Annotated in this window: 23 protein-coding genes and 1 tRNA gene; 12 read left to right on the top strand and 12 right to left on the bottom strand. The window is 71.3% G+C overall.

The window, feature by feature from the left end; all coding sequences use genetic code 11:
• Positions 1-29: 29 nt before the first annotated feature.
• Positions 30-1,454 (bottom strand): endonuclease/exonuclease/phosphatase family protein, encoded by a 1,425-nt coding sequence (locus AB0C66_RS27730; protein ID WP_362444177.1) that lies wholly within the window; start codon positions 1,452-1,454, stop codon positions 30-32.
• Positions 1,455-1,530: 76 nt separating this feature from the next.
• Positions 1,531-2,208: a DUF4232 domain-containing protein gene (locus AB0C66_RS27725; RefSeq protein ID WP_362444174.1), complete on the bottom strand. Its 678-nt coding sequence runs from the start codon at positions 2,206-2,208 to the stop codon at positions 1,531-1,533.
• Positions 2,209-2,387: 179 nt separating this feature from the next.
• Here AB0C66_RS27725 and AB0C66_RS27720 point away from each other — a divergent pair, with 179 nt between their 5' ends.
• Both AB0C66_RS27720 and AB0C66_RS27715 read left to right on the top strand, forming a co-directional pair.
• Entirely contained in the window at positions 2,388-3,644 is a 1,257-nt protein-coding gene (locus AB0C66_RS27720; RefSeq protein WP_362444171.1) for a histidine kinase, read from the top strand.
• The gene (locus tag AB0C66_RS27715) at positions 3,641-4,339 is read left to right on the top strand and encodes a response regulator transcription factor (protein ID WP_362444168.1); all 699 of its coding nucleotides are present in this window, start codon (positions 3,641-3,643) and stop codon (positions 4,337-4,339) included. Before AB0C66_RS27720 ends, AB0C66_RS27715 begins: the two co-directional genes overlap by 4 nt.
• Before the next feature lie 9 nt (positions 4,340-4,348).
• Here the strand turns inward: AB0C66_RS27715 and AB0C66_RS27710 are convergent, their stop codons facing one another.
• Positions 4,349-4,765 (bottom strand): ATP-binding protein, encoded by a 417-nt coding sequence (locus AB0C66_RS27710; RefSeq protein WP_362444165.1) that lies wholly within the window; start codon positions 4,763-4,765, stop codon positions 4,349-4,351.
• Positions 4,766-4,896: 131 nt separating this feature from the next.
• Here AB0C66_RS27710 and AB0C66_RS27705 point away from each other — a divergent pair, with 131 nt between their 5' ends.
• Both AB0C66_RS27705 and AB0C66_RS27700 read left to right on the top strand, forming a co-directional pair.
• Positions 4,897-5,706 (top strand): helix-turn-helix transcriptional regulator, encoded by an 810-nt coding sequence (locus AB0C66_RS27705; RefSeq protein ID WP_362444162.1) that lies wholly within the window; start codon positions 4,897-4,899, stop codon positions 5,704-5,706.
• Entirely contained in the window at positions 5,703-5,999 is a 297-nt protein-coding gene (locus AB0C66_RS27700; RefSeq protein WP_362444159.1) for a DUF397 domain-containing protein, read from the top strand. The genes AB0C66_RS27705 and AB0C66_RS27700 overlap by 4 nt, the downstream gene beginning before the upstream one ends.
• A gap of 19 nt (positions 6,000-6,018) precedes the next feature.
• Here the strand turns inward: AB0C66_RS27700 and AB0C66_RS27695 are convergent, their stop codons facing one another.
• Positions 6,019-6,984, bottom strand: a complete 966-nt coding sequence (locus AB0C66_RS27695; protein ID WP_362444156.1) for an SMP-30/gluconolactonase/LRE family protein — start codon at positions 6,982-6,984, stop codon at positions 6,019-6,021.
• Positions 6,985-7,086: 102 nt separating this feature from the next.
• On the opposite strand from AB0C66_RS27695, the gene AB0C66_RS27690 reads away from it, so the two are divergent.
• Positions 7,087-7,539, top strand: coding sequence for an Lrp/AsnC family transcriptional regulator (locus AB0C66_RS27690; RefSeq protein WP_362444153.1), 453 nt, complete (start codon positions 7,087-7,089; stop codon positions 7,537-7,539).
• Between the two features lie 91 nt (positions 7,540-7,630).
• On the opposite strand, the gene gntA is transcribed toward AB0C66_RS27690, so the two are convergent.
• From gntA to AB0C66_RS27670, 4 genes are all read right to left on the bottom strand, one after another.
• Positions 7,631-8,323, bottom strand: coding sequence for a guanitoxin biosynthesis heme-dependent pre-guanitoxin N-hydroxylase GntA (gene gntA / locus AB0C66_RS27685; protein ID WP_362444150.1), 693 nt, complete (start codon positions 8,321-8,323; stop codon positions 7,631-7,633).
• 267 nt (positions 8,324-8,590) lie between these two features.
• The gene (locus tag AB0C66_RS27680) at positions 8,591-9,358 is read right to left on the bottom strand and encodes a sulfite exporter TauE/SafE family protein (RefSeq protein WP_362444147.1); all 768 of its coding nucleotides are present in this window, start codon (positions 9,356-9,358) and stop codon (positions 8,591-8,593) included.
• Positions 9,359-9,509: 151 nt separating this feature from the next.
• Positions 9,510-13,577: an amino acid adenylation domain-containing protein gene (locus AB0C66_RS27675; protein WP_362444144.1), complete on the bottom strand. Its 4,068-nt coding sequence runs from the start codon at positions 13,575-13,577 to the stop codon at positions 9,510-9,512.
• Between the two features lie 290 nt (positions 13,578-13,867).
• Positions 13,868-14,314, bottom strand: a complete 447-nt coding sequence (locus AB0C66_RS27670) for a heme-binding protein (RefSeq protein ID WP_362444141.1) — start codon at positions 14,312-14,314, stop codon at positions 13,868-13,870.
• A gap of 235 nt (positions 14,315-14,549) precedes the next feature.
• On the opposite strand from AB0C66_RS27670, the gene AB0C66_RS27665 reads away from it, so the two are divergent.
• Entirely contained in the window at positions 14,550-14,927 is a 378-nt protein-coding gene (locus AB0C66_RS27665) for a helix-turn-helix domain-containing protein (protein WP_362444138.1), read from the top strand.
• A 69-nt stretch (positions 14,928-14,996) separates the two neighbouring features.
• Here AB0C66_RS27665 and AB0C66_RS27660 read toward each other — a convergent pair.
• Positions 14,997-15,071: transfer RNA gene (locus tag AB0C66_RS27660), tRNA-Cys, on the bottom strand.
• Positions 15,072-15,194: 123 nt separating this feature from the next.
• Complete coding sequence (locus AB0C66_RS27655; protein WP_362444136.1) at positions 15,195-16,073, bottom strand: alpha/beta hydrolase; 879 nt, start codon at positions 16,071-16,073, stop codon at positions 15,195-15,197.
• A 181-nt stretch (positions 16,074-16,254) separates the two neighbouring features.
• Between AB0C66_RS27655 and AB0C66_RS27650 the strand changes: the two genes are divergently transcribed.
• The 3 genes from AB0C66_RS27650 to AB0C66_RS27640 all read left to right on the top strand — a co-directional run bounded on the left by AB0C66_RS27650 (position 16,255) and on the right by AB0C66_RS27640 (position 19,041).
• The gene (locus AB0C66_RS27650; protein ID WP_362444133.1) at positions 16,255-17,160 is read left to right on the top strand and encodes a LysR family transcriptional regulator; all 906 of its coding nucleotides are present in this window, start codon (positions 16,255-16,257) and stop codon (positions 17,158-17,160) included.
• 113 nt (positions 17,161-17,273) lie between these two features.
• The gene (locus AB0C66_RS27645; protein ID WP_362444130.1) at positions 17,274-17,843 is read left to right on the top strand and encodes a cysteine dioxygenase family protein; all 570 of its coding nucleotides are present in this window, start codon (positions 17,274-17,276) and stop codon (positions 17,841-17,843) included.
• 85 nt (positions 17,844-17,928) lie between these two features.
• On the top strand, positions 17,929-19,041 hold the full coding sequence (locus AB0C66_RS27640) for a putative sulfate exporter family transporter (protein ID WP_362444416.1): 1,113 nt from the start codon (positions 17,929-17,931) through the stop codon (positions 19,039-19,041).
• Positions 19,042-19,147: 106 nt separating this feature from the next.
• Here the strand turns inward: AB0C66_RS27640 and AB0C66_RS27635 are convergent, their stop codons facing one another.
• Positions 19,148-19,828: a hypothetical protein gene (locus tag AB0C66_RS27635; RefSeq protein WP_362444127.1), complete on the bottom strand. Its 681-nt coding sequence runs from the start codon at positions 19,826-19,828 to the stop codon at positions 19,148-19,150.
• Positions 19,829-20,041: 213 nt separating this feature from the next.
• Here AB0C66_RS27635 and AB0C66_RS27630 point away from each other — a divergent pair, with 213 nt between their 5' ends.
• From AB0C66_RS27630 to AB0C66_RS27620, 3 genes are all read left to right on the top strand, one after another.
• Entirely contained in the window at positions 20,042-21,838 is a 1,797-nt protein-coding gene (locus AB0C66_RS27630; RefSeq protein ID WP_362444124.1) for a DEAD/DEAH box helicase, read from the top strand.
• Between the two features lie 411 nt (positions 21,839-22,249).
• Positions 22,250-22,891, top strand: a complete 642-nt coding sequence (locus tag AB0C66_RS27625; protein ID WP_362444121.1) for a helix-turn-helix domain-containing protein — start codon at positions 22,250-22,252, stop codon at positions 22,889-22,891.
• Between the two features lie 44 nt (positions 22,892-22,935).
• Complete coding sequence (locus AB0C66_RS27620) at positions 22,936-23,721, top strand: S16 family serine protease (RefSeq protein ID WP_362444118.1); 786 nt, start codon at positions 22,936-22,938, stop codon at positions 23,719-23,721.
• Here the strand turns inward: AB0C66_RS27620 and AB0C66_RS27615 are convergent.
• Positions 23,660-25,117, bottom strand: coding sequence for an MFS transporter (locus AB0C66_RS27615; protein ID WP_362444115.1), 1,458 nt, complete (start codon positions 25,115-25,117; stop codon positions 23,660-23,662). The genes AB0C66_RS27620 and AB0C66_RS27615 overlap by 62 nt on opposite strands.
• Between the last annotated feature and the right edge of the window lie 3 nt (positions 25,118-25,120).

Genomic DNA, 25,120 nt, shown 5'->3' with positions numbered 1-25,120 from the left:
CCGCTCGTGAGGCGCGCCCCGGGTGCGGGTCAGCCCGCCTGGCCGGTACCGGGGTCGCCGCGGCCGTCGTCCCCGCCCGGCTTGGGGTTGCCGCCGCCGGGGCTGTCGTCGTCCCCGCGCTCGACGGGGCTGTTACCGGTGGTGTCGTCCAACGCGGGCTCATCCACCTCGACGGGGCGCCAGGAGGAGGGCTTGTCGCCCAGGGCCATGTTCCCGTTGAGGCCGTTGCCTATCATGCTCACCCCAGGCTGCATATGGCTGCCCTGGCCGGCGCTCCCGGCGAGCACGGACTGGATCCGGTCGCCGGTCAGACCCCACTGATGCGCCGGGTCGTTGGGGTCACACTGCGCGGTGTCCGTGTACCAGGCGTCGCCGCTCTGCCTCGTGACGAGGCACTTGTCGCCCAGGACCGACAGCATGTACGTGCCGGGCGCGTTGCTGTAGCGCACCGTGACGCGGAGACGGGGATCGTCCGCGGCCGTCTTCTCGTCGAACGGGACGAGCTGCGGCACATCCCCGATCGCGAGGGCCTTGCCCGTCTCTTCCGCGGACTCGAAGCGGTAGGTGCGGCCCGGCATCGGGGCGTTGCAGTCGGCGCCGTCCCTGCGGCAGTTCTCGTGCACGAGCCGTAGGAAGAAGTGGTCGGCGGTCTCCGCACCGCCGGGGCGGTCGAGGCTGAGGGTGCCGTTGTTCCGGTCGCCCAGCAGCCAGTAGTCCAGCTCCCGCCCGCCCTGGTGGGTGGGCTGGCCCGCCATGATCACATGGCGCTGGAGAGGGATCGGAATGCTGCCGGGCTCGTTGTTGAAGTCGGCCATGAACAGCCAGTCCGCGTTCGGGGCATGGTTGTTCATGAAATCCCTGGCCCTGTTGTACATCTGCACCTGGTCGTTGGGCTGATTCCCGAGGGAGCGGGCGTGCCCGGTGAAGTACCAGTCGTTGCCGAGCTGGACCCCCAGGATGGGCCTGGAGCCGGGTGCGACCTCCAGGCTGACCACGTCCACCGCGGTCTCCCGGGTGACGAAGGCCAGCCCGTTGCGCTGCTGTCCCACGTCGGCCCAGTAGATGTTCGCGGTGGTCCGGTCGGGAGTGCGGTCCGACGAACCGGCCTGCCAGATGTATTCGTGGACCGTCGACTGGGAGAAGCGGCGCTGGGTCCGGACCCCGGGCGGCTCGTTGCCCGCCTCCTGGAGGGCCAGGACGTCGGTGTTGTCCCACCGGGACACAATGCTGTTGGACCAGCGCGACTCACGTGTCCTGTCGTCCATGCGCTGGAACTGGCCGTTCATATTCCACGAGGCGAGCCGCCGGTCCGTCGGACTGGCCTGGGCGGGCGTCCCGGTGCCGGGCAGGATCGGCACGACGAGCCCGAGCGCCAGCAGGGCCCCCAAGAGGGAGATGCGGGTGATCCGTGCGAGGCGGCCCCGTGCGGGGCGTACTCGATGTCGTAACAGCATGCGCGTGGTGGTTCCTCTCCGGGAGAGTGTCGGTCGGTTCGGGTGCGGAAGTGGCCGGACTGAGCGCACTGGAGTGTCAGCTGGTCCCGCTGTCACCGGGGACGGCTTCCTGCGGTGAGGTGTGCCAGTTGGTGGCGACCGGCCTGTCGACCGTGATGCTGCCGGTGGACAGGCTGACCGGATCGGTCTGGTCGTCCCCGCTCACCTTGACGACGATGCTGTCCAGCTCCTTGCCGTTGTCGTCGTTGGTGGTCTTGGGGTTCACCCCGGAATAGGCGACGGTGCCGCCGCTCAGCTCCACCTCCTCGGTGACCGCCTGCTCGGCCGGCCCCGCCTCGGTGCCGTCGGACCCGAACGCCACCACCGGATGCTGGCCCGGCAGCGTGCAGGTGATGCCCGGCTTGGCCTTCACCGAGATCTGGATGTAGCCGCCGGCCTGGGTCTTCGATGTGGCGGTCCAGGACAGGTCATTGGCGCCGCAGACCTGTCCGTAGCCCTCCTTGTCCCCGCCCTCACTGCCGCCCGTCGAGCCCGAGCCGCTCCGGCCCGGGTCCTTCGTCCCGGAACCCGCCGGGGCTGGGGTCTGCGCCCCGGGGTCCTCCGACGCCGTGGGAGCGGAAGAAGACGGGGAGTTGCCCGCGTCGTTCTTGCCGTCGTCGCCCTGACAGGCGGTCAGCGAGAACGTGGCGGCGGCGGCCACGGCCACGAGGCCGGTGGTACGTAACGTGCGGCGGGTACGACGAGCTGTCTTCACAAGGTCCTCCACGGGTGCCGGATGTCTGTTCCGGGCGTTCTGTGTCATTCACGTCATCCTGCGGCGCGGCGCCCCCCTTCCGGATCAACCGTCCAGCCGACCCGGCCGCCCGCCGGTGAGCCCGTATCGGCCGAAAGTTGGAGGTACGGTCGGCAAGCCCGGCCGTAACGTGAGGAAGCGTGATCCCCGCTCTCCCACTCAGCTCACCTCTCCGCCGGGCGCTGCTGGCCCTGGCGGCCGTCCTGGTGTCGGCCATGCTCGTCGCCGAGGGGGCGGCCACGGGCTATGTGCCCACGGCCGTCGCGACCGTCGCCACGGGGGCGCTGTGCGTGGCGGCGCTCCTCGTCCCCGTCAGCCGCTTCCCGCCGGCTGCCGCCGTCGCTGTGACGGCGTCCGGTGCGTTGTCCGTCGTCACCGTGCAGCTCACCCACCGGCCGGAGGTCACACCGGGGGCGATGGAGATGGGGGCGCTGCTGCTGCTGGTGTCCCGCGCCGTACGGTGCGCGCGCCCGGCGCTCGCGGCGGCCCTGTCCGCCGCGGGTGGACTGGCCGCCGGGCTGCTGCCGCTGCGGCTGCCACCTCCGGAGTACATCAACGTGATCAAGCTCGGCGAACCCGTGATCTTCTTCTGCCTGGTGCTCGCGGTCCTGCTCGGCCTCTATCTGCGGCTGCTCGACACCTTCCGCGCCCGCGAGCGCGAGGCGGACCGGCAGGCGCAGCGGCTGGAGTACGCGCGAGAACTCCACGACTTCGTGGCGCACCACGTCACGGCGATGGTCGCGCAGACCAAGGCGGTGCGGTACGCCTCGGCGCAGGGTCACGCGCCCGCACCCGACGCCCTTGACCGGATGCTGGCGGGTATCGAGCGCGCGGGGTCCCAGGCGATCGAGTCGATGCGCGGCATGGTCACGGTGCTCCGCGCGCCCGGCGAGGGCCCGGCCGCCACCCGCCCGGCCGGAGATCTGGACGGGGAGCTGCGCGGTCTCACCGAGGAGTTCACCGCATCGGGCCCGGCCACCGCCGAGGTGTCCCTCGCCCCCGAGCTGACGGCCGCGGGGCACGGGCTCCGTCCCGAACTGACCACGGCCGCGCACCGGGTGGTGCGGGAGTCGCTGACCAACATCCGCAAGCACGGCGAGGGGGTGCGGTGGGTGACCGTGGACGTACGGCCGTCGCCCGGCGGGACGCTCACCGTGACCGTCACGGACGACGGCCGCGCGTCGGCCCACGCCACGGCGGCGGGGGCGGCGCGGGCCGCCGGGAGGGCAGGGACGGCGGACGGCAGCGGGATGTCCGGGCGGTCGGGCTTCGGCCTGACGGGGCTGGCCGAGCGCGTCGAGACGCTGGGCGGAACCTTCACGGCGGGCCCGCGCGAGGACGGCACGGCGGGATGGCGGGTCACGGCCGAACTGCCTCTGGAATCATGGAAACCGTGAAGGGCAAGACGATCCGCGTGCTGCTCGCGGACGACCAGGAGATGGTCAGGGCGGCCTTCCGGATGATCCTCGAAGCCCAGCCCGACATCGAGGTCGTCGCGGAGACCGCCGACGGCGCGACCGCGGTCGCCGAGGCGCGCCGCCTGCGCCCTGACGTCTGTCTTCTCGACATCCGTATGCCGGAGCTGGACGGTCTGGAGGCCACCCGGCAGCTCGCCGGGCCCGAGGCACGGGACCCGCTGAACGTGCTGATCGCCACCACCTTCGACCTCGACGAGTATGTCTACCGGGCGCTACGCGACGGGGCCTGCGGGTTCCTGCTGAAGCACGGCTCGCCCGCGCTGCTCGCCGAGGCCGTGCGCGCGGCGGCGCACGGCGAGTCGATGATCTCCCCGTCGATCACGGTGCGGCTGCTGCGCCATATGACGCCTCCCACCGCCTCCGCCCCCGCGAAGACCACGGCGCCCGTTCCCCCGCGCGCGCCCGCGAAGGCTCCCGTCGAGCCGCTGACGGAGCGGGAGTTGGAGGTCGTACGGTGCGTGGCGCGCGGCCGGACCAACGAGGAGGTCGCGCTGGAGCTGCACGTCACCGTGTCGACGGTGAAGACCCACCTGGGCAATGTGCAGCGCAAGCTCGAGGCCCGCAACCGTGTCGAGATCGCCGCGTGGGCGTGGGAGTCGGGCCTCCTCGGCTAGCTCAGGCTCTCAGGGGCTCAGCTCGGCCCACACCGTCTTGCCGACCAGGCCCGGGATGACGCCCCAGCGGTCGGCGAGCTCCTCGACGAGCAGCAGCCCGTGGCCGGACTCGCCCGGCGCCTCGCCCTCCGGTTTGCTGCGCACGGCGGGCAGCCGGTCCGTACAGGCGTCCCGCACCTCGATGCGGAGGGTGTCACCGCTGAACTTGAGCGTCAGTCGGACGTTCCGCCCCGGTACGCGGCCATGGAGCGCGGCGTTCGCGGTCAGCTCGGCGCTGATCAGCGCCGCGTTGTCCACCGGCAGCCCCCAGGTGACAAGCCGTTCGGAGGCCATTAACCGACCGAGCCGGGCGCCTTTGCGGGTGGCGGAGAGCAGCACGGTGAAGTGCGAAACGGAGGTGTCGGTTCGAGTGATTTGTTGGCTCACGTCACTCAGAGTGGCCGTCTGTGCTTAGGCTGAAAAGTAGCGACGTCAATACGGGCGGTGACTGTCCGTCGGTTGTCCGGCCATGTCCGGACGGCGTCGGGTGGCGGGTCTCAATCGGGAGGTGGGCCGGTATGGAAGACGAGGAGAGCGCGGCTGTACTGCGGGCGGTCGGCCGTCAGATCAAGCTGTGGCGCGAGGCGGCCGGGCTGAAACAGGCCGAACTGGGCGCGGCGATCGGTTACGGAGAGGAACAGGTCTCGGCCGTCGAACGGGCCAGGCGGATCCCCAGCCCTGGCTTCCTCGACAAGGCGGATGAGGTGCTCGGGGCGAGCGGCAAGATCGCCGCGATGAAGAAGGATGTCGCGGAGGCGCGGTATCCCAAGAAGGTTCGCGATCTGGCGAAGTTGGAGGCCGAGGCCGTCGAGTTGGGTTCGTATGGCACTCACAACATGGTCGGCCTGTTGCAGACCGAGGAGTACGCCCATGCGCTGTACCGCATGAGGCGGCCGCTCCTCACGGAGGAAGACATCGACCAGCGGGTTGCCGCTCGCATGTCCCGTCAGGAAATCTTCGTACAGCAGCCCGCGCCCATCTTCAGCTTTGTCCAGGAAGAGGTGACGCTGCGCCGCCCCATCGGGGGCAAAATGGTTCAGCAGCACCAGCTTGAACACCTGCTGGAACTAGGGAAGTTGCGGAACGTCGAGATCCAGGTGATGCCGACGGAGCGCGAGGACCATGCCGGGATGGGCGGCGAACTCAAGCTCCTGAAGCTCAAGGCAGGAACCACCGTGGGCCACGTGGAGGTGCAGCGGTTCAACCGCCTCGTCTCCGATCCCCATGAGGTGCAGACCCTGGAGATCCAGTATGGGATTATCCGGGCGCAGGCCCTCACACCGCGTGAGTCCCTGGCCTTCATCGAGAAACTGCGGGGAGAGACATGACCCTCAAGCCCTTTGAGTGGATCAAGAGCAGCTACAGCAGCAACGAAGGCCCCGACTGCGTCGAGGTCGCGTGGATGAAGAGCAGCTACAGCAGCAACGAGGGTCCGCAGTGCGTCGAAGTTGCCTGGGCCAAGAGCAGCTACAGCAGCAACGACGGCCCCGAGTGCGTAGAGGTCGCCGCCGACCCCTGCGGCACCATCCACGTCCGCGACTCAAAGGTGCCCGACGGCCCCCAACTCGCCGTCACTCCGGCCGCCTGGACCGCCTTCCTCGGCTACGCCTCACACCGCTGAGCCCCCTGCCGCACTGACCTCACCGGCGCCGGGACTCCGGGCCCAGCCAGGGCCTGCGTCCCGGTCCGGTCGGGTGTGTACCGGTGACGCCCATGACCACCGAGTAGAGGCTGGTCTGGGCGGTGATGAAGAGACGGTTGCGCTTGGCTCCGCCCCAGGCGATGTTGGCAACCGCCTCGGGGACGTCGATCCGTCCGATCAGCGTGCCGTCGGGGTCGTAGCAGTGCACTCCGTCGGTCATCGCGGCCGCCCAGAGCCGTCCGCCCTCGTCGAAGCGGAGGTTGTCGAAGCGGGCCGCCCCACGGGCTCCGGCCTCGGCGAAGATCTCGCCGTCCGACAGCGTGCCGTCCTCGCGTACGTCGAAGACCCGGATGAAGCCCGCCCGGGTGTCGGAGACGAAGAGCTGCCGCTCGTCGTGGGAGAAGACGAGGCCGTTCGGGGCGCCGAAGCAGTCGGCGACCAGCCGCACTTCGCCGCTTGAGGGATCGACGCGGTAGACGTTGTTGGCGCCGATCTCGCTCTCCGCGCGGTAGCCCTCGTAGTCGCTGGTGATCCCGAAGTCCGGGTCGGAGAACCAGATCGAGCCGTCGGACTTGACCGCCGCGTCGTTCGGGCTGTTGAGGCGCTTGCCCTGCCAGCGGTCGGCCAGCACCGTGACCGTGCCGTCGTGTTCGGTCCGGGTCACCCGGCGGTTGCCCTGCTCACAGCTGATCAGTCGGCCCTGGGCATCGAGGGTGTTGCCGTTGGTGTGCCCGGCGGAGCGGCGGAAGACGCTGACGGCCCCCGTCTCCTCGTCCCAGCGCAGCATCCGGTCGTTGGGGATGTCGCTCCAGATCACCTGCCGCCAGGCGGGCAGGTAGATCGGCCCCTCGGCCCAGCGGCAGCCGGTGTACAGGACTTCCAGGCCGTCATCGCCGTTCATGCAGCGGCCGGTACGGAACCGGTCGTCGAACATCTCGTACAGGGAGGGACGCTCGCTGGTCATGTGAGTCCTTCTCATTCCGGCACATGCCGAATGTGCTTCGGCATGTAGTGGAGATTGCAGTATGAGATACGGTGACGGCAAGCTAATCCCGAATGGAGAGTTGTGGATCACATCGACCGCACCCTGCTGGCGCGGCTCCAGCAGGACGCCACCCAGTCCTACGCCGCGCTGGGCAAGGCCGTGGGCCTCTCCGCCGGGGCCGCTCATGAACGCGTACGGAAGCTGCGGGAGCGCGGCGCGATCCGGCGCACCACCGTCGAGGTGGACCCGGCGGCGGTGGGCAATGCCGTCCTGGCCTATGTGATGGTCAACTCGGACTCGTGGATGGGGGATTCGGCGGAGAGCTTCGCCGCGCTCCCCGAGATCGTGGAGGCGCATGTCATCGCGGGCAGCGCGTCGCTGCTGGTGAAGGTCCGGACCGCGACCACCGAGCAGTTGCAGGATGTGTTGCGCCGGATCTACGCGATCGACGGGGTCAGCGGGACGCAGGCCACGGTGGTGCTGGAGACGTTCTTCGAGCGGCCGGTCCCGCCGTACCCCGCCGACCAGGAGTGATCCCACAGGGGCTGGGCCCGCACGCCGTTGCCCCGGCGGCCTGGAGTGGCTGCCGGGGCAACGGGGTGTGTACGCGTGGAGCCGGGAGGGCTCAGGCCGGGGTCGGGCCCAGCAGGGCGGGCTCGCGTTCGCCCTCGCGGGCCGCGAACGGACACTGCCAGTCCGCGGGCTTCGGGCGGCCGGAGTAGCGGCGGGCCTCGGAGAGCTGCTCGTACTCGAGCAGATTGGGGTTTATATCGCCCTGGAGCTGGATGTCCTGCTTGCGGATCTTGTCCGCGAGCCGGTCCCACATGTTGGCGCCCTTGATGCGGTCGAACTGCTCATGGGAGTTGAAGGCCAGCATCGGGAAGGGAGGGCGGCGGCCCCAGCGGCGGTGGGTCTCATGCAGTCCGATGACGAAGAAGGGATGACCGGCGACGCTGTAGGCGAACTCCTCGGCCTGCGGATCGGACGAATAACCATCGGCCCATCGATAGGACCGGGCGTCCTGTTCGTGCAGCAGCTGGAGCTGTTCCCACAGCAGCTCCTCGAACCGCAGCTCGTCCACCCCGCGAGGCCGCTCGAAGGTCGCGATGAAACTCGTGAAGGACCGGGCGCTCCAGTCCGCCGCATCCACGAAGTCCGCGAGATCGAGTGCCATCAGCCGGGCCGAGTCCTCGGAGCCCATCAGGTCGTAGTGACGATGGGTGATACCACCCTTGCGCCAGGCGGAGCGTCCCGCCAGGCAAGCGAACCGGTCACCCAGGATGAACCGCTCCACCTCGTCACGTGCGTCCAACGTCATTGCCAGCCTTCCTTCCAACTACGTGCCTCCTCGCTGGGAGCTCATCTCCTTCTCACATCCGAAGGCGCCCACCCTGATCACCCGCGTGTCGAGAGCAGGGGAGCGGAGAGGGTCGCCTCGCCGATTGTGACCGGCGAGGGCCCATCGGCGAAATCCGTTTGCGGAACGGATGTCTAGGTGCGGGTGTGATGTGCGTCGTTCAACAGCGCGTGATGTTTTCGGCGCGTTCGGTGACGGTTTGGGGCCGCTGTCTCCCACCGGGTCTGGTCACCGGACCACCAGCTGCACGATCGCCACCGTGCCCACCGTGACGATGAGCGCGCGCAGCACGGCCGGGCTGAACCGGCGGCCGACCGCGGCTCCTATCTGGCCGCCCAGCGCGGAGCCGACGGCGATCAGGGCGACGGCCGTCCAGTCGTAGTGGGCGACGAAGAGGAAGAAGATCGCGGCGACGGTGTTGACCACGGCGACATAGACGTTCTTCGCCGCATTGAGACGTTGCAGGGGTTCATCGAGCAACATGCCCATCAGGGACATATAGATGATCCCCTGGGCGGCGGCGAAGTAGCCGCCGTAGACACTGGCGAGGGTCAGACCCGCGAAGAGCAGCGGGCCGCCGTCCCGGTGGACGGGGCCACCCCGCTTCTCGCGGCGCTCGCGGACGGCCCGGCTGATCCGCGGCTGGAGGATCACCAGCACCAGCGCCAGGCCCACCAGGACCGGCACGATCATCTCGAAGGCCGTACTGGGCAGTGCCAGCAGCAGGGTGGCGCCGGTGAGTCCGCCGATGAGGGCGGCCCAGCAGAGCTTGAGGATCCGCCGGGCCTGGCCGGTGAGCTCCTTGCGGTAGCCGATGGCGCCGCTGATGGAGCCGGGGACAAGACCCAGGGCGTTGGAGACGGTGGCGGTGACCGGGGGCAGGCCGGTGGCCAGCAGAACGGGGAAGGTGATCAGCGTGCCGGAGCCGACGACGGTGTTGATCGCGCCCGCACCGGTGCCCGCCGCGAAGACGGCGGCCATCTCCCAGGGGGTCACGCTGCCTCTTTCGTCGTACGGCTGGTGCTCATCGCCCTCGACGGTAGATCACGATCCGTTCGGTGACCAGCGAACTGTTTCCGGGGACGGGGACGGGGCCGGGGCGGCTGCCCCTGGGAGCCGCCCCGGCCCCGTCCGTCGGCCTCGTCCGTCAGCTCCGGGCACGGCGCAGCGCGGCGGCCAGCACCGGACCGATCCGGGCGAGCGACTCCTCCCGCATCATCCGGTAGTGGTGGTCCCCGACGCCGTGCACCTGGAGGCGGCCGCCGACATACGGCCGCCAGGCGCCGGGGACATGCAGCGGATCGCGCCGGTAGCCGGGGATCTCGTCCTCGGCCATGAAGAGCAGCATGTCGCCGTCGAACCGCTCGGGGGCGAACTTGCGCATCAGCTCCTGATCGTTGAGGAGGATGTCCAGCAGCGGGAAGCCGCGCTCGCCCGTCAGCAGCCGTTCCGGCAGCCCGGTCTCCCGGCTGAGGTCGGCCACCAGATCATCGGCCCCGCCGTTGTCCCCCTCCACGCCGTCGGGATGGGCCGCCAGCCAGCCGGGGGCGAAGACATCGCCGCCGCCGATGTCGTCCAGCAGCACTCCGAGCCACTGCCGCTTGGTCAGCTCCGGGGCGTTCGGCAGCGCCTGCGCGTTGTCGGGATAGGCGTCGACCACGGCCAGCACCCCGACCTCGGCGCCCTCGTTCCGCAGCCGGGTCGCCATGGCGTGGGCGATCAGACCGCCGAAAGACCAGCCGAGGAGGTGGTACGGACCGTTCGGCCACACCTCGCGGATCCGCCGCAGATAGTCGTCCGCCATCTCCTCCACACTGGCCGGGAGGATGTCCGGCTCGGTCAGCCCGCGCGCCTGGAGGGCGTAGACCGGCTGGTCCGGGGCGAGGTGGCGGAGCAGTCCGGTGTAGGACCAGCCGAGGCCGCCACCGGGGTGGACGCAGAACAGGGGAGGGCGCCCGCTCCCGCCGCGCAGCGGCAGCAGGATGTCCAGCGGCGGGGGCTCGGCCGCGCCGGAGGAGGCGGGCGCGGTCGCCATCCGCTCCACCAGCCGCGCGACCGTCGGCGCCTCGAACAGGTCGCGCATCGACAGCGCCTCGCCGAGCACCGGGCGGGCCTGGGCGACCAGCTTCGAGGCGAGCAGCGAATGGCCGCCCAGCAGGAAGAAGTCGTCGTCGATGGTGACACCGGGGACGCCGAGGGTCTCGCCGAAGAGGGCGCGGAGGGCCTCCTCGGCCGGGGTGCGCGGCGCCCGGCCGGACGCCGTCGCCTCGAAGGACGGCGCGGGGAGGGCGGCGCGGTCCAGCTTGCCGTTGGCGTCCACCGGGAGCGTGTCCAATACGACGTACGCGGCGGGCACCAGATGCTCGGGCAGCGTGCGGGCCAGGGCCTCGCGGGTGGCGACGGGTTCGGGCACGACGGGTTCGGCGGCTGTCAGATAGCCGGTCAGCCGCTGCTCACCGGCCTCGTCGGTATGCAGCGCGGCGGCCGCGTCCGCGACCTCAGGCAGCGCCCGCAGCGCGGCCTCGACCTCGCCCAGCTCGATCCGGAACCCGCGCAGCTGGACCTGGCCGTCGGTGCGCCCGAGGTATTCCAGGGTGCCGTCCGGGCGGCGGCGGGCCAGATCGCCGGTGCGGTACATCCGGCCGCCGGGGTCGTCGAAGAGCGCGCCGAACGGATCGGGGACGAACCGTTCGGCGGTCAGCTCCGGGCGGTTGAGATAGCCGAGGGCGAGCTGCGCCCCGGCCGCGTACAGCTCACCGGTCGCCCCGGCCGGGCACGGCTTGAGGGCGGTGTCGAGGACATAGAGCCGGGTGTTGTGGACCGGGGTGCCGATCGGCACCGGTCCGTCCGCGCCCGGCCGGACCAGGTGGTGGGCGATCTGGATGGTGGTCTCGGTGGGGCCGTAGAGGTTGTGCAGCGGGACGCCGGGCAGCGCCGCGTGGAACCGCTCGGCCGTCTCCCGCGGCAGCGCCTCGCCGCCGCTGGAGGCGCGCCGCAGGGCGCTCGCGCAGGAGGCGGCGGCGTCCGGGTCGGCCAGCAGCGCCCGGAGCATCGACGGTACGAACTGGAGCGTGGTGATGGACTCCTCGCGGACGGTGCGCGCGAGATACGCCGGGTCCTTGTGGCCGCCGGGCCGGGCGAGCACCACGGTCGCGCCGCTGATCAGCGGCAGGAAGAACTCGCAGACGGAGGCGTCGAATCCGGCCGGGGTCTTCTGGAGCATCCGGTCCTCGGAGGTGAGGCCGTACAGCTCGCGCATCCACTCCAGGGCGTTGACCACGGCCCGGTGCGGGACCACCACGCCCTTGGGGCGGCCGGTGGAGCCGGAGGTGTGGATGATGTACGCGGGGTCCTCGGGGGCCGGGGCCGCCGGGGGAGCGGTGTCGTCCGCGGCGCTCGTCCCGTCCGTGGCGCTCGTCTGGTCCGCGGCGCTCGGGGGTCCCTCGGGGGCGTCCAGCAGCAGCCGGGGAACCCCGCCCGCCGGGGGCAGCGCCGTGGTGGTGTCGGTGACCACGAGCGCGGGCGCGGTGTCCTCGAGCAGATACGCCAGCCGCTCCGCCGGATGGTCCGGATCGAGCGGCACATAGGCGGCCCCGGACTTCAGCACGGCCAGCAGGGCGACCACCAGCTCGGCGGAGCGGGGGAGTCCGACGGCGACGGCGCGGCCCGGTCCCGCGCCGTGCGCGCGCAGTCGGCGGGCCAGCCGTCCGGCGGCGGTGTCCAGCTCCGCGTAGCTCAGCCGGGTGCCCTCGTGGACCACGGCGGGTGCGCCGGGGGTGCGGGCGGCCTGGGCGGCGATCAGCTCGGGGAGGGTGGCGGTGGTGGCCGGGCGGGCCGTGGCGTTGGGCTCGACGATCAGCCGGTGGATCTCCTCGGCGGTCGGCAGGTCGAGACCGCCGACCGTACGGTCCTTGTCCGCGGCGGCGGCCGGATCGGCGAGGGAGCGCAGCAGCCGCAGATAGCGCTCGCGGTGGCCGATCAGCTCATCCTCGGTGTAGAGGTTCGAGTTGGCGTTGAGGTCGATACGGATACCGGTGCCGTCGGACCGGTCGTAGCCCATGATCGAGAGGTCTTCGACGGTGCCGTTGGAGAGGTTGTGGCCCATGACCCGGTGACCGGCGAAGCCGAAGTCGTAGTCGTAGGTCATGATGTTGACGTGCGGGCCGAGGAAGCCGTTGCCCCCGTCCGGCATCCGCAGATCCCGGGCCAGATCGATACGGCGGTAGCGCTGGTGCCGCAGGGCCTGCCGGACTTCCCGGGAGACCTGGCGCACCAGCTCCCGTATTCGCATACCGGCGTGCACCCGGACGCGCAGCGGCACCACATTGGCGAACATGCCCGGAATGGAACGGGCGGTGGCGTCGGTGCGGGCGGAGACCGGCAGCGTCAGAATGATGTCGGATTCACCGGTCATTCGGTGCAGATACACCGCGGTGGCTGTGATGATCATCGCAGACCAATGGGTCGCGTAAGCGCGGGCGGCGGCGCGCAGTTCGACCGCTTCCGCTTCACTGAGGTAAGCGGTCCGCCGCCGGACGGTGGAGAGCTCGTTACCGGGGCGGCCGGCGAGCCGGGCCGGTCGCGGGGAATCCCCGAAGTGGTCCGTCCAGTAGGCGCGGTCCCTGGCGAAATCCTCGGACGCCCGGTATTCGGCGTCCTGGTCGAGCATCGCCCGCAGTGAGCCGAAGGCGCTTTCCGCGGCGGTGGGTTCGGTGCCTTCCGCAAGGGCGGTGTAGAGCTCGGCGGTACGGCGGGCGAGAAGGGCCGCCGATCCCGCGTCCGAGACGATGTGATGGGTGCCCTGGTACCACAGGAAACATTCCGGGCCCAGTTTCAGCAGGGCGAAGGAGAACGCCGGGTGGTCGCCGAGCCGGAGCCGGGTGGCGAGGTCGTGCCGCATCCACCGCTCGGCCGCCGCGCGGGGCTCGGGCTCCCCGCTGACGTCGGGTTTCGGCAGCTCCCAGTCGGTCACCGGGTCCAGCGCCTGCCACGGCACTCCGTTGTCCTCGCCGACCCGCACGTTGTACGGCTCGGCCTCGGCGACTGCCCGGCGCAGCGCCCTCTCGAATATCTCCGGATCTATCGCGCCTTGTATCTCCAGGTATTCACCGACCCGGAAAGTCGTGCTCTCCGGCGGCTCCAACTGCTCGATGAACCAGATCTCGCGCTGGCCGGTAGTCAACGGCAGACGGGCGTCCGGTACGGCGGGCTGCACATTTCCCCCACATGGAAAAAGAACTCGGCAGAAACAAAGGTGCCTGTCGGTCGGGGCGTTGTCCGCCGTACGACCGCAGGCACCACTGTGACCCTAGGAGACAAACGCACCGGGGACGGAACACCAAGACCGTATGTCCAGGGGAGTTGACGTGATCTTAACTATGCGCCCGAAAGTATTCGCACTCAGTGGGACGGCGTGGAAACCGTCCAGTGGTGAGAATGTGAAAGCGGGAAGCGCGTCGGTGAACGCGGCGAGAAGAAAGCCGTGACCGGAATCGAACCGGGCGGTCAGCCGGTGGGCACCTCGAACCCGAGGGCGGCCAGGGCCTCTTCGGCGGCCCGCTGGTCCTGCTCGTAGCTGCCGCCGGAGATTCCGAGCCCTCCGACGCACCGGCCGTTGTCGATGATCGGGTAGCCGCCGCCGACCGCCATCAGCCGGGGGTGGCCGCCCAGCGGCGCGATGTTCGGATTGGCGAGGTAGTTGTTCCACGTGTGGGTGGGGGTGCGGAAGGAGGCCGCGGTCCAGGCCTTGTCGACGGCGACCTCGGCGGTGAGGAAGGGCGCGTCATCGGCGCGGTCGAACGCCTTGAGGTGCCCGCCCGGGTCGGTGACGGCGACAGCCGCCGTGAAGCCGATCCGGGCGGCGGCCGTCTGTACCGCTGCGATCAGTGCGCCCGCCGCGACCTGGGTGATCGAGGAGGCGGGGAACGACATTGCGAGTGGCTCGGTGCTCATGGCTGGTCCCTTTGTGACGTGCTGTGCGGGTGGCGCCGCTCCGGGCGCGAGTGGTCCGGCCGGGTCACCGCAGTGGTGAGGCGGGAGTGGGGGCCACGCTCTCCTGAAGAGGCAACACTGCGGAACTCCCTTGGCGGGCCCTCCCGTTGACGTCGGCGACGCTATCCCCGGGGATATAGTTACCTTCAAGGTCTGGTACTTCCCATTGGGAAGTGACCTGGTGAGGAGAGTGAGCATGACGACCACCTGCCCCAGCGGCCAGCACGCGCACCATGACGTCTACGCCGCCCAGTGCCCGTGCCGCGCGCTGCTGGACCTGCTCGCCAACAAGTGGTCCGCGCTGGCCATCGGCGCCCTCGAGGACGGGCCGCAGCGTTTCGGGGAGCTCCAGCGCAGGCTCCAGGGCGTCAGCCCCAAGGTGCTCACTCAGACGCTGCGCCGCCTCGAGGACTTCGGCATCCTCGACCGCACCGTCTACCCCGCCGTGCCCCTGCACGTCGAGTACGCCCTCACCGCCGTCGGGCGGAGCGCCGCGATCCCGCTCAACGCGCTCCGGTCGTGGGTGGAGGAGAACATCGACCACGCCTTCCGGCCCGAACCGGTCGCGGGGTGAACGGTCCTGTGCTCCAGCACGCGCGGCCCCGTGCGACAGGACTGGCGCCTTGCGGCGGCCGGTGGGAAATGGAGGCCGTGACCGGATTCGAACCGGCGTAACTCGCTTTGCAGGCGAGCCCCTCAACCACTCGGGCACACGGCCGATGCTGTGCCTGTGCGTCGACGGTAGGACGGGGGCCGGGAGGGAATCAATGATTCGGCCGGGGCTGCCATACGACTGACATGCCGCGTTCACAGGGGGCGGCGCCCGGCCCGGCCTGGTGCGTCAGGGACCGCCGGGGCGCCCCGCGAGGAAGTCCTCGACCAGCTGCCGGAAGAGATCCGGCTCGTCCACCCACGGGTAGTGGCCCACACCGTGCAGCGGATGGTTCCGGCCGTCGGGGAAGGACTCCGCGACCAGCTCCCCGGCCCGTACCCCGGTCACCGCGTCCCGGTCGCCGGTCACCGTCAGCACCGGGCAGGCCACCTCGCGCAGCCGGGCCAGCACCGCGCGGCGCCCCGCCTCGTCGACGCCCTGCCAGAAGCCCGCGCGCGGCACCGGGCCGAGCTGTTCGCCCTCGGCGGCGGCATGGGCCCGCTGCGGTTCCTCCCAGCGGCCGTACGCCATCGGGGCGGCCCGGAGCAGCAGTCGGCGCACCTCGCCGAAGTCGCCGGTGTCGGGCAGCAGCCGCACCGCGTCGGACGCCTCCTGCCACCACGGCTCGTCCGCGCGGGACTCGAAGATCTCCCGGGCGTCATCGGGCAGTTCACCCTGGAGCCGGGCGCCCGGACAGACCAGGACGAGATGGGTGAGGTGCTCGGGGTGTGCGGCCGCGTACGCCTGCGCCGTCGCGGCCGCCGCGTCATGGGCGAGCAGCGGGAAGCGGTTCAGCCCCAGATGGCGGCGGAGCGCCTCCAGGTCCTCCGCGAGACCGGGGAAGGAGTAGCCGCTGGGCTCACCGGCCGGAGGGGAGTCCCCGGTGCCGCGGCTGTCCGGGATGATCAGTGTGTGCCGGGCGTCGAGGCCGCCGAGGTCGCCCAGGTAGGCGGCGTCCCGCCCGGGCCCGCCGGCCAGACAGATCAGCGGCGGCCGCGCGGAGCCGTCCCGGGCCTCCAGGACGCGGTAGGCCAGCTCGGTGTTGTCGTACGACGTGTAGTGCGGCATGTGGTCAGCTTGCCCGAAGCGGCCGGACTCAGCCCGAAGACACCGGGGCGTGTGGCGTCCGTCATCGGCCGCGGGGGTGGGGAGACCGGCGATCGGGTGTGATCGGTGACTCAGAAGCGACGGTGGGGGTGATCTTCCCCCGACCCAAAATGTGCTTATGTTTTCCGCCTATGATGCGAGGGTGTTCGATTCCCGGCACATCAAGACGTTCCACGAGGTGGTCAGCGCCGGTTCCTACTCGGCCGCCGCTCGTGCGCTCGGCTATACCCAGCCGGCCATCACCCAGCAGATGAAGGCGCTCGAACGGGCCGTCGGCAGCCCGCTGTTCATCCGGGTCGGCCGCGGGATGCGGCTCACCGAGGCGGGGGAGACCCTGGCCCGCCACGCGGACGCCATCCTGTCCAGCATCTCCACCGCCCAGCAGCAGATGAACGCGATCACCCGGCTGCGCTCGGGCCGGGTGCGGGTGTGCGCCTTCCCCAGCGCCAACGCCACCCTCATCCCCGAGACCATGTCCCGGCTCGCCGCCGCCCATCCGGGGGTGCGGGTGGAGCTGCTGGAGGGCGAGCCGCCGGAGTCGCTGGGGCGGGTGGTGCGCGGCGAGTGCGACATCACGCTGGCCTTCACCTATCCCGGGCTGCGTGAGGAGGTCCCCGCCGAGCTGGTCGAGATCCCGCTGCTGGAGGACCAGCTCACGGTGTTGCTGCCGACCGGGCATCCGCTGGCCCGGCGGCGCGCGGTCAAGCTGGCCGAGCTGAGCGAGGAGCGCTGGATCGCCGGTTGTCTGCGCTGCCGCGCCAACTTCCTGCACGAATGCGCCGAGCAGGGCTTCGCCCCCGACATCGCGTTCACCACCGATGACAACCTCGTGGTGCAGAGCATGGTCGCGGCGGGGCTGGGGGTCGCGATGATGCCGGGTCTGGTGCTGTCGTTCCTGTGCCACCAGAAGGTCACCGGACGCGCCCTCGACCCCGCCTCGCGCCGCCATGTCTCGGCGTACGTCCTGCGGGAGCACCTGGAGATACCGGCGACGGCGCGGGTGCTGGAGGAGCTGAGGACGGTGGCCGGGAACCGGGTCGGCTGCTGACCCCGCCCGGCCGGGATCCGGTCGCCCCTCACCCGCCATCCATAAGCGGAATTTGGGGTCTGCCAAGAAACCGTCGTTGGACGTGATGGAGCGGGCGGCCGCACGCTGCCACCATGACCACCACGCCGACCGAACCCACCGTCTCCCGCGTCACGGCGCGCCTGGGCGCGTTCGTCGACGGCGTCCGCGAGGCCGTCGGACGCGGTCTCCCGCCGGATGTGACCGCCTACCTCGTGGGCGAACGGCTCGCGCCCTTCCTCGGCGCGGCCGATCTGCTCACCCCCGAACAGCGGGAGGGCCATCCGGACACCTACCGCCAGCACGTCCTGCACGCCGAGCCGGACGGCAGCTTCTCGATCGTCGCCCTGGTCTGGCTGCCGGGACAGCGCACCTCGATCCATGACCATGTGTCCTGGTGTGTGACCGGGGTGCACGAGGGCGAGGAGCACGAGCGCCGCTACCGGCTGGTGCCGGACGGGCTGAGCTCCCGGCTGGTCGCGGAGAAGGACGTGGTCAACCCGCAGGGCTCGGTCTGCGGTTTCGCACCGCCCGGGGACATCCACAGGGTGTGGAACGCCTGCGAGGGCACGGCGATCTCGATCCATGTCTACGGCGCGGACATCGCGCGGCTGGGCAGCAGCGTCCGCCGGGTGTACGAGCTGCCGACGGAGGACGAGCTGTGAGCGCGCGCCGCTCCCTCCGTATGCGTCCTCCGCTCCGCGGCGCGGTGACGGCGTGGCGCTGACGGGGGCGCGGGCCGCCGGGCGGATGACCGCCGCGCCCTCCGTCGTCCGGTCGGCCGGTTCGGCCGCGCCGGGCCGTCGGCTGCCCGCCCCCGCGTACGGGCTCGCACTCGCGGCGGCCGGGGTCGGGGTCGCCTGGTGCGTCCACTGGCTCGTACCGGCCGTGCCGCTGCTCACCGCGGCGGTGGTGCTGGGCATCACGGCCGCCCATCTGCCCGGGGTGCGCTCTCTGGTGCGCGGCGGATGCCGCGCCGGGCTCTCGTTCGCCGGGAAGCGGCTGATGCGGCTGGGGATCGTGCTGCTGGGTCTCGGGCTCGGCCTCGGCGATGTGCTCGGCCTGGGCTGGGCCACGGTGGCGATGGTGTTCGGCGTGGTGGCGGCCACCTTCTTCGGCACCTGGTGGCTCGGCCGCCGGATGGGGCTGCGCGGGGACCAGCCGCTGCTGATCGCCACCGGCTATTCGATCTGCGGTGCCTCCGCGATCGGCGCGGTCAGCGAGGTGTCGGAGAGCGACGAGCGGGACGTGGCCACCTCGGTGGCCCTGGTGACGCTGTGCGGCACGCTCGCCATCGCCGTACTGCCGCTGCTCCAGCACCCGTTGGGGCTGAGCGACGCGGAGTTCGGCCGGTGGGCGGGTGCGAGTGTGCACGATGTGGGCCAGGTGGTGGCGACCGCGCAGACCGCCGGGGGCGCCGCGCTGAACGAGGCGGTGCTCGTCAAGCTGGTGCGAGTGGCGCTGCTCGCACCGCTGGTCGCGGCGCTGGCGCTGTCCGTACGGGCACGCCGGGCGGCGGCCGGGACGGCCGTGCCGACCAACACGGCCGCGGGGGAGGGCGGGGCCGAGGGGGCCGAGGGCTCGGAGCGGGCGGGGACGCGGCGACCGCCGCTGGTACCGCTCTTCGTCCTCGGCTTCCTGGCCATGGCGGGCGTGCGCAGTACGGGTGTGCTGCCCACGACCGTGCTCGACACCGCCGGAGACGCCCGTGAACTCCTCCTCGCCGCCGCCCTCTTCGGCCTCGGCAGCGCGGTCCACCTGCCCTCGCTGTCCCGGACGGGGGCGCGGGTGGCGGCGCTCGGGCTGTGCGCGTGGGTCGTCATCGCGGGAGTCTCCTACGCCGGAGTGCTGCTCACGGCGTAGCGGGGCCCACGGGGGGACGGGGCCCGGCATCCGCCGGGCCCCGTCCGTGTTCCCTGGAGCGTCGTTCCCCGGGGAGCCTTCTCCGGGGAGCGTTCTCCGGGGAGCGTCAGGACGAGTAGAGCTCGGTCATCTCGGTGATCTTGTTGCCGGAGCCGACCGCGACGTCGTAGAAGTTCTGCCCCCAGCAGTCCTCGGCGTTCGTCTCGCTCTGGCCGCCGTCGTAGTGCTCGCCCTTCGGGTCCGCGCAGGTCTTGACGTGCGCGATGCCGCCCTTCTGGGCGGTGAGGGCGTGCCGCTTGCCGTCCTTCTTGCTGATCACGGTCACCTTGGCGGTACCCGAGGCGACGGAGTAGGTCTTCACCTCGCCGGTGGCCTCATAGGCCGCGCCAGCCTGGGACTTCGGGTCGCAGTGCGGTGTGGCGTCCTTGGCCAGGACGTGATTCATGGCGCCTTCGACGTTGTTGACCCATATGACCTTGTGGCCCTTGGCGAGCGTCGGGCAGTTGCCCTTGCCCTGGTCGTCCTTGCCGCCCTTGGCGTCCTTGGCGGCGCCCTCGGCACCGGCGCTCGCCGTGGAGTCGGCGCCCGAGGAGCTGTCGTCCTCCGGGCCGCAGGCGGTCAGGGCCAGCGCCGCGGAGACGAGCGCGGCGGTGGCGAGAACATGACGGATGGAAATGATGACCCCCGTGGTACGAGCCCGGACAGACGTGACCGGGTGTGCAGTGGACAGACAGCCGCGCTCGGCGATCGCGGATGCGGAGGCGGCTGGCCGAAAGTGTAAGTGCATGAACATGGCGAGTTGATCGTGGTGCCTCGCTCACGCCCGGCCGCGGTCGGGAAAGCGATAACCCCCGGTGAACGGCGGGCGGTAGGGCGGGCGCGGTGTGAGCCTGGTCCCACCGCCGGGTGGTCTCGCGGTGTAACCCCGAAGCGTGAACGGCGGCCCAGGTAGGCTGACGCGGTTCCCGAACGAACCCGCCGAGCCAGCCCGACGGAGACCGTGAGTACTACCGCCTCCAGCACCAGCCATCACCTCTCGCCCGCCTTCCCGGGGCGGGCCCCGTGGGGTACCGCGAGCAAGCTGCGCGCCTGGCAGCAGGGCGCGATGGACAAGTACATCCAGGAGCAGCCGAAGGACTTCCTCGCGGTCGCGACGCCCGGCGCGGGCAAGACGACCTTCGCACTGACCCTCGCCTCCTGGCTGCTCCACCACCATGTGGTGCAGCAGGTGACGGTCGTCGCGCCCACCGAGCATCTGAAGAAGCAGTGGGCGGAGGCCGCGGCGCGGATAGGGATCAAGCTGGACCCGGAGTACAGCGCGGGCCCGCTCGGCAAGGAGTACCACGGTGTCGCGGTGACCTACGCGGGCGTCGGCGTCCGCCCGATGCTGCATCGCAACCGCAGCGAGCAGCGCAAGACCCTGGTCATCCTGGACGAGATCCACCACGCCGGTGACTCCCGCTCCTGGGGCGAGGCGTGCCTGGAGGCGTTCGAGCCCGCGACCCGGCGGCTGGCGCTCACCGGTACGCCCTTCCGGTCCGACACCAACCCCATCCCCTTCGTCACCTACGAAGAGGGCGACGACGGTATCCGCCGCTCCTCCGCCGACTACACCTACGGCTATGGCAACGCGCTCGGCGACGGTGTCGTCCGGCCGGTCATCTTCCTCTCCTACAGCGGCAATATGCGCTGGCGCACCAAGGCGGGCGACGAGATCGCGGCCCGGCTGGGCGAGCCGATGACCAAGGACGCCGTCTCGCAGGCGTGGCGTACCGCGCTCGATCCGCGCGGCGACTGGATGCCGAATGTGCTGCGCGCCGCCGACCAGCGGCTGACCGAGGTCCGCAAGGGCATCCCGGACGCGGGCGCGCTGGTGATCGCCGCCGACCAGGAGTCGGCCCGCGCGTACGCCAAGCTGATCCGTGAGATCACCGGCAGCAAGGCCACGCTGGTGCTCTCCGACGAGGCCGCGGCCTCACAGCGGATCGAGGACTTCAGCCACTCCGACGACCGCTGGATGGTCGCGGTCCGGATGGTGTCCGAGGGGGTGGACGTGCCCCGGCTGGCGGTCGGGGTGTACGCCACCACCATCTCCACACCGCTCTTCTTCGCCCAGGCCGTCGGCCGCTTCGTACGGTCGCGGCGGCGCGGCGAGACCGCGTCGGTGTTCCTCCCCACCATCCCGATGCTGCTCGGCTTCGCGAACGAGATGGAGGTCGAGCGCGACCACGTCCTGGACAAGCCGAAGAAGGACGGCGAGGAGGAGAACCCGTACGCGGAGGAGGAGAAGCTCCTCGAGGAGGCCGAGAAGCAGCAGGACGAGGAGACCGGCGAACAGGACCAGCTGCCCTTCGAGGCACTGGAGTCCGACGCGGTCTTCGACCGGGTGCTCTACGACGGCGCCGAGTTCGGGATGCAGGCGCACCCCGGCAGCGACGAGGAGCAGGACTACCTCGGCATCCCCGGGCTCCTCGAACCGGACCAGGTGCAGATGCTGCTCCAGAAGCGGCAGGCCAAGCAGATCGCGCACAGCCGCAAGCGGCCGGACGCGGAGGCCGATCTGCTGGAGATGCCGGCCGAGCGGCGGCCGGTGGTCACCCACAAGGAGCTGCTGGAGCTGCGCAAGCAGCTCAACACGCTGGTGGGGGCGTATGTCCACCAGAGCGGCAAACCGCATGGGGTGATCCACACCGAGCTGCGCAGGGTGTGCGGGGGGCCGCCGAGCGCGGAGGCCACGGCGGGGCAGATCCGGGAGCGGATCAAGAAGGTGCGGGAGTGGGCCACGCGGATGCGGTGACGGCCGTGGTCACCGCTGGGGTGGTGCGGGGTCACCAGTGGGGTGGTGCGGCGGCCCGCCGGGGTGGTGCGGTGTGCGTTCGCACTACCCCTCGCACCCTTCACAACCCCTTTTATGGAGCCCCATCAACTCGCCACTGAATATCCGGGCATATGGCGCTAAACACCTCAATCCACAGCCTGACAGGGCGATGACACCGGAAACCTGTGCTCGGATTCTGGACGGACTCTTCCGCTGAGCGGACCGGCTCGCTAGCGTTCGGGCACGCACACGCCCCGTGGCAGCGCCGCCGCGGAGCGCAGCCGGATTGCGTACCAGCCACCGCGACCGGCGGCCTCTGCGCGCGCCGTCGTCGAGACCGGCGGTGCACCTCCGCGAAGGGCCGCCACCCATCACCGAGGAGGGGGCGTCGTGACCGCGGAGACCTCCCAGACGCTCGACCGGGGACTGCGCGTCCTCAAACTGCTCGCCGACACCGACCACGGGCTGACCGTCACCGAGCTCTCCACCAAGCTCGGCGTCAACCGCACCGTCGTCTACCGACTCCTGGCCACCCTCGAGCAGCACTCCCTGGTCCGCCGCGACATCGGCGGCCGGGCACGCGTCGGTCTGGGGGTGCTCCAGCTCGGCCGCCAGGTGCATCCCCTGGTCCGGGAGGCGGCACTGCCCGCGCTGCGCTCCCTCGCCGAGGACATCGGCGCCACCGCCCACCTCACCCTGGTCGACGGCACCGAGGCCCTCGCGGTCGCGGTGGTCGAGCCGACCTGGACCGACTACCACGTGGCCTACCGCGCCGGGTTCCGCCACCCGCTGGACCGGGGCGCCGCGGGCCGGGCGATCCTCTCCGCCCGCGCGGCCCGCCCCGACGACCCGGGGTACGCCCTCACCCACGGCGAGCTGGAGGCGGGCGCGAGCGGTGCGGCCGCCCCGCTGGTGGGGGTGACCGGGATAGAGGGCAGCGTGGGTGTGGTGATGCTCTGCGACGCCGTACCGGACCGGGTCGGTCCGAGGGTGGTGGACGCGGCCCGGGAGGTGGCCGAGGCGCTGAGGTGACGGGCGGGGCGAAGATCGCCCGGGGCGTCAACTAGATTCACTCCATGCCTGCCGTCTCCCCCCGCGCCCGCACTCTGCTGATCTGCTCGGCGATCGTGCTCGCCCTGCTGGCGGTCGCCGCGTTCGCCCCGCTGCCGTTCACCGTCGCCCAGCCGGGCACCACCGTGAACGTCCAGGGCTCCGACCACGGCAGGCCGGTGATCAGCATCTCGGGCGCCGAGACCCGTAAGACCGGCGGACAGCTCCGGATGACCACGATCCAGGCGACCGGGCCGGACGCCACCGTGCGGCTCAAGGATGTGATCGGCGGCTGGCTGGAGACCGACCGCGCCGTGATGCCGCGCGACTCGGTCTATGTGGGCGGCACCACCGAGGAGATCGAGCGGCATAACGCGCGGGAGATGGCGAAGTCGCAGTCCACCGCCACCAGCGCGGCGCTCGGCTACCTCCACCGGTCGCCGCGCGAGGTCAAGGTCCGGCTGCGGCTGGCCGACGTGGGCGGGCCGAGCGCCGGGCTGCTGTTCTCGCTCGGCATCGTCAACAAGCTGGACGGCGACGGCAGCGGCGGCGATCTCACCGGCGGGCGGACGATCGCGGGCACCGGCACCATCGACGCCAAGGGCAAGGTCGGCGCGGTGGGCGGCGTACCGCTGAAGACGCAGGCGGCCGAGCGGGACGGCGCCACGGTCTTCCTGGTGCCCAAGGACGAGTGCGCGGACGCGGAGGCCGAGCTCCCGAAGGGGCTCCGGCTGATCCCCGTCACCACCCTCAAGGGCGCGGTGTCGGCCCTACGGGCGCTACGGTCGGGCGGCCCGGTCCCGCACTGCTGAGCCCCGCCGTGACCGGGGCCCCTTTGTCCGGACAGCCTCCGGCCGGGGCGGCGGTGGCCGGGGCGGTGGCGGCTGGGGCGGGGGTCGCCGGTTCGCCGTTCGCCGGTTGGCCGTTCGGCGGTTGGCCGTCCAGGCCGCGCCAGACGGGGAAGACCAGTGGGCTCAGCGTGGTCAGGAAGTAGATCCCGCCGGTCACCAGGAACGCGGCCGTCAGCCCGGCGCCGTCCACCAGATAGCCGGCGGCGAGGCCGCCCAGCGGGACCACCACCCACACCCCGGCGGTGAGCGCCCCCATCACCCGGCTGCGCAGCTCGTCCGGTACGGCCTCGTACGTCACCGTGGTGAGGATCGGGTTGAGCATCCCCGCCGCGAGCCCGCTGATCACCATCGTCACGGCGAGCGGCGGAAGGCCGGGGACGAACGCGGCGACGGCGAACCGCGGCAGTCCGCAGAGCAGGAAGCAGACGCCGAAGACGGTACGGCGGGAGAACCGCTCGCCCACCGCCCCGTACAGCAGCGCGCCGGTCAGCGCGCCACCGCCGAACAGCGCGGCCACCAGCCCGAGATCGACCGAACCGCCCAGGTCGCGTTCGGCGTGCACCGGCAGCAGCACCGAGGAGTAGCCCTGGTCGAGCCCGTTGGTGGCCATCACCATCAGCACGATGGCCAGCAGCAGCCGGTGGCGCAGCAGGAACGCGTACCCCTCGCGGAGTTCGGCCCGGTACGCGCGCAGCGAGACCGGCGCGGTCGCGCGGCGCGGGGCGGCGGCGGCCAGTCCCCGCAGCCCCGCCGCGATCAGCAGCGCCGAGAACCCGAACGTCATCGCGTCCAGCAGCAGCACCGAGGCCGGGCCGAGGAAGGCGATGAGCACGCCGCCGAGGGCCGTCCCCAGCATCCGGGCCCCGCGCGAGGCGCCGTCGAAGAAGCTGGCCGCGCGGCTGAGGGTGGTGCCCGCCCGTTCGGCCAGCGCGGGCACCAGCACCCCGCGGGCCGTCTCACCCGGGGCGTGGAGCAGTCCGGAGACCGCCATCAGCGCGCACAGCTGCCAGAACCGCAGCAGTCCGGCGAAGTGGAGCAGCGGGATCGCGGCGACCGCCACCCCGCACAGCGCGTCCGAGGCGATCGAGACCCGCCGCCGCCCCAGCCGGTCGATGACCGGTCCGCCGACGACGGCGGAGACCACCACCGGGAGGGTGGCGCAGAAGGCGACGAGCCCGGCCCTGGTGGCGCTGCCCGTGGTCTGGAGAACGAACCACGGGACGCCGATCAGCGTGAGTGAATTGCCCGCGATGGAGATGGCGTTGGCGGCGAGGACGAACGCGAGCGGCCGACGGTCGGGACTGCCGTCGGGTCTGCCGTCGGGTATGCCGCCACTCTCGCCGTTGTTGTCGTTCATGAT

The sequence above is a fragment of the Streptomyces sp. NPDC048636 genome (assembly GCF_040650655.1).
In the GTDB taxonomy this organism is placed as follows: domain Bacteria; phylum Actinomycetota; class Actinomycetes; order Streptomycetales; family Streptomycetaceae; genus Streptomyces.
Note: the sequence above shows the minus strand (reverse complement) of the source record. Positions and strands in the feature narration are given on the sequence as shown.

Coding starts and splice junctions, on each gene's coding strand:
- AB0C66_RS27730 (WP_362444177.1), bottom strand. CDS start 1,454: ATGCTGTTACGACATCGAGTACGCCCCGCACGGGGCCGCCTCGCACGG.
- AB0C66_RS27705 (WP_362444162.1), top strand. CDS start 4,897: ATGGAAGACGAGGAGAGCGCGGCTGTACTGCGGGCGGTCGGCCGTCAG.
- AB0C66_RS27700 (WP_362444159.1), top strand. CDS start 5,703: ATGACCCTCAAGCCCTTTGAGTGGATCAAGAGCAGCTACAGCAGCAAC.
- AB0C66_RS27695 (WP_362444156.1), bottom strand. CDS start 6,984: ATGACCAGCGAGCGTCCCTCCCTGTACGAGATGTTCGACGACCGGTTC.
- gntA (WP_362444150.1), bottom strand. CDS start 8,323: ATGACGTTGGACGCACGTGACGAGGTGGAGCGGTTCATCCTGGGTGAC.
- AB0C66_RS27670 (WP_362444141.1), bottom strand. CDS start 14,314: ATGAGCACCGAGCCACTCGCAATGTCGTTCCCCGCCTCCTCGATCACC.
- AB0C66_RS27665 (WP_362444138.1), top strand. CDS start 14,550: ATGACGACCACCTGCCCCAGCGGCCAGCACGCGCACCATGACGTCTAC.
- AB0C66_RS27655 (WP_362444136.1), bottom strand. CDS start 16,073: ATGCCGCACTACACGTCGTACGACAACACCGAGCTGGCCTACCGCGTC.
- AB0C66_RS27645 (WP_362444130.1), top strand. CDS start 17,274: ATGACCACCACGCCGACCGAACCCACCGTCTCCCGCGTCACGGCGCGC.
- AB0C66_RS27640 (WP_362444416.1), top strand. CDS start 17,929: ATGACCGCCGCGCCCTCCGTCGTCCGGTCGGCCGGTTCGGCCGCGCCG.
- AB0C66_RS27635 (WP_362444127.1), bottom strand. CDS start 19,828: ATGCACTTACACTTTCGGCCAGCCGCCTCCGCATCCGCGATCGCCGAG.
- AB0C66_RS27620 (WP_362444118.1), top strand. CDS start 22,936: ATGCCTGCCGTCTCCCCCCGCGCCCGCACTCTGCTGATCTGCTCGGCG.
- AB0C66_RS27615 (WP_362444115.1), bottom strand. CDS start 25,117: ATGAACGACAACAACGGCGAGAGTGGCGGCATACCCGACGGCAGACCC.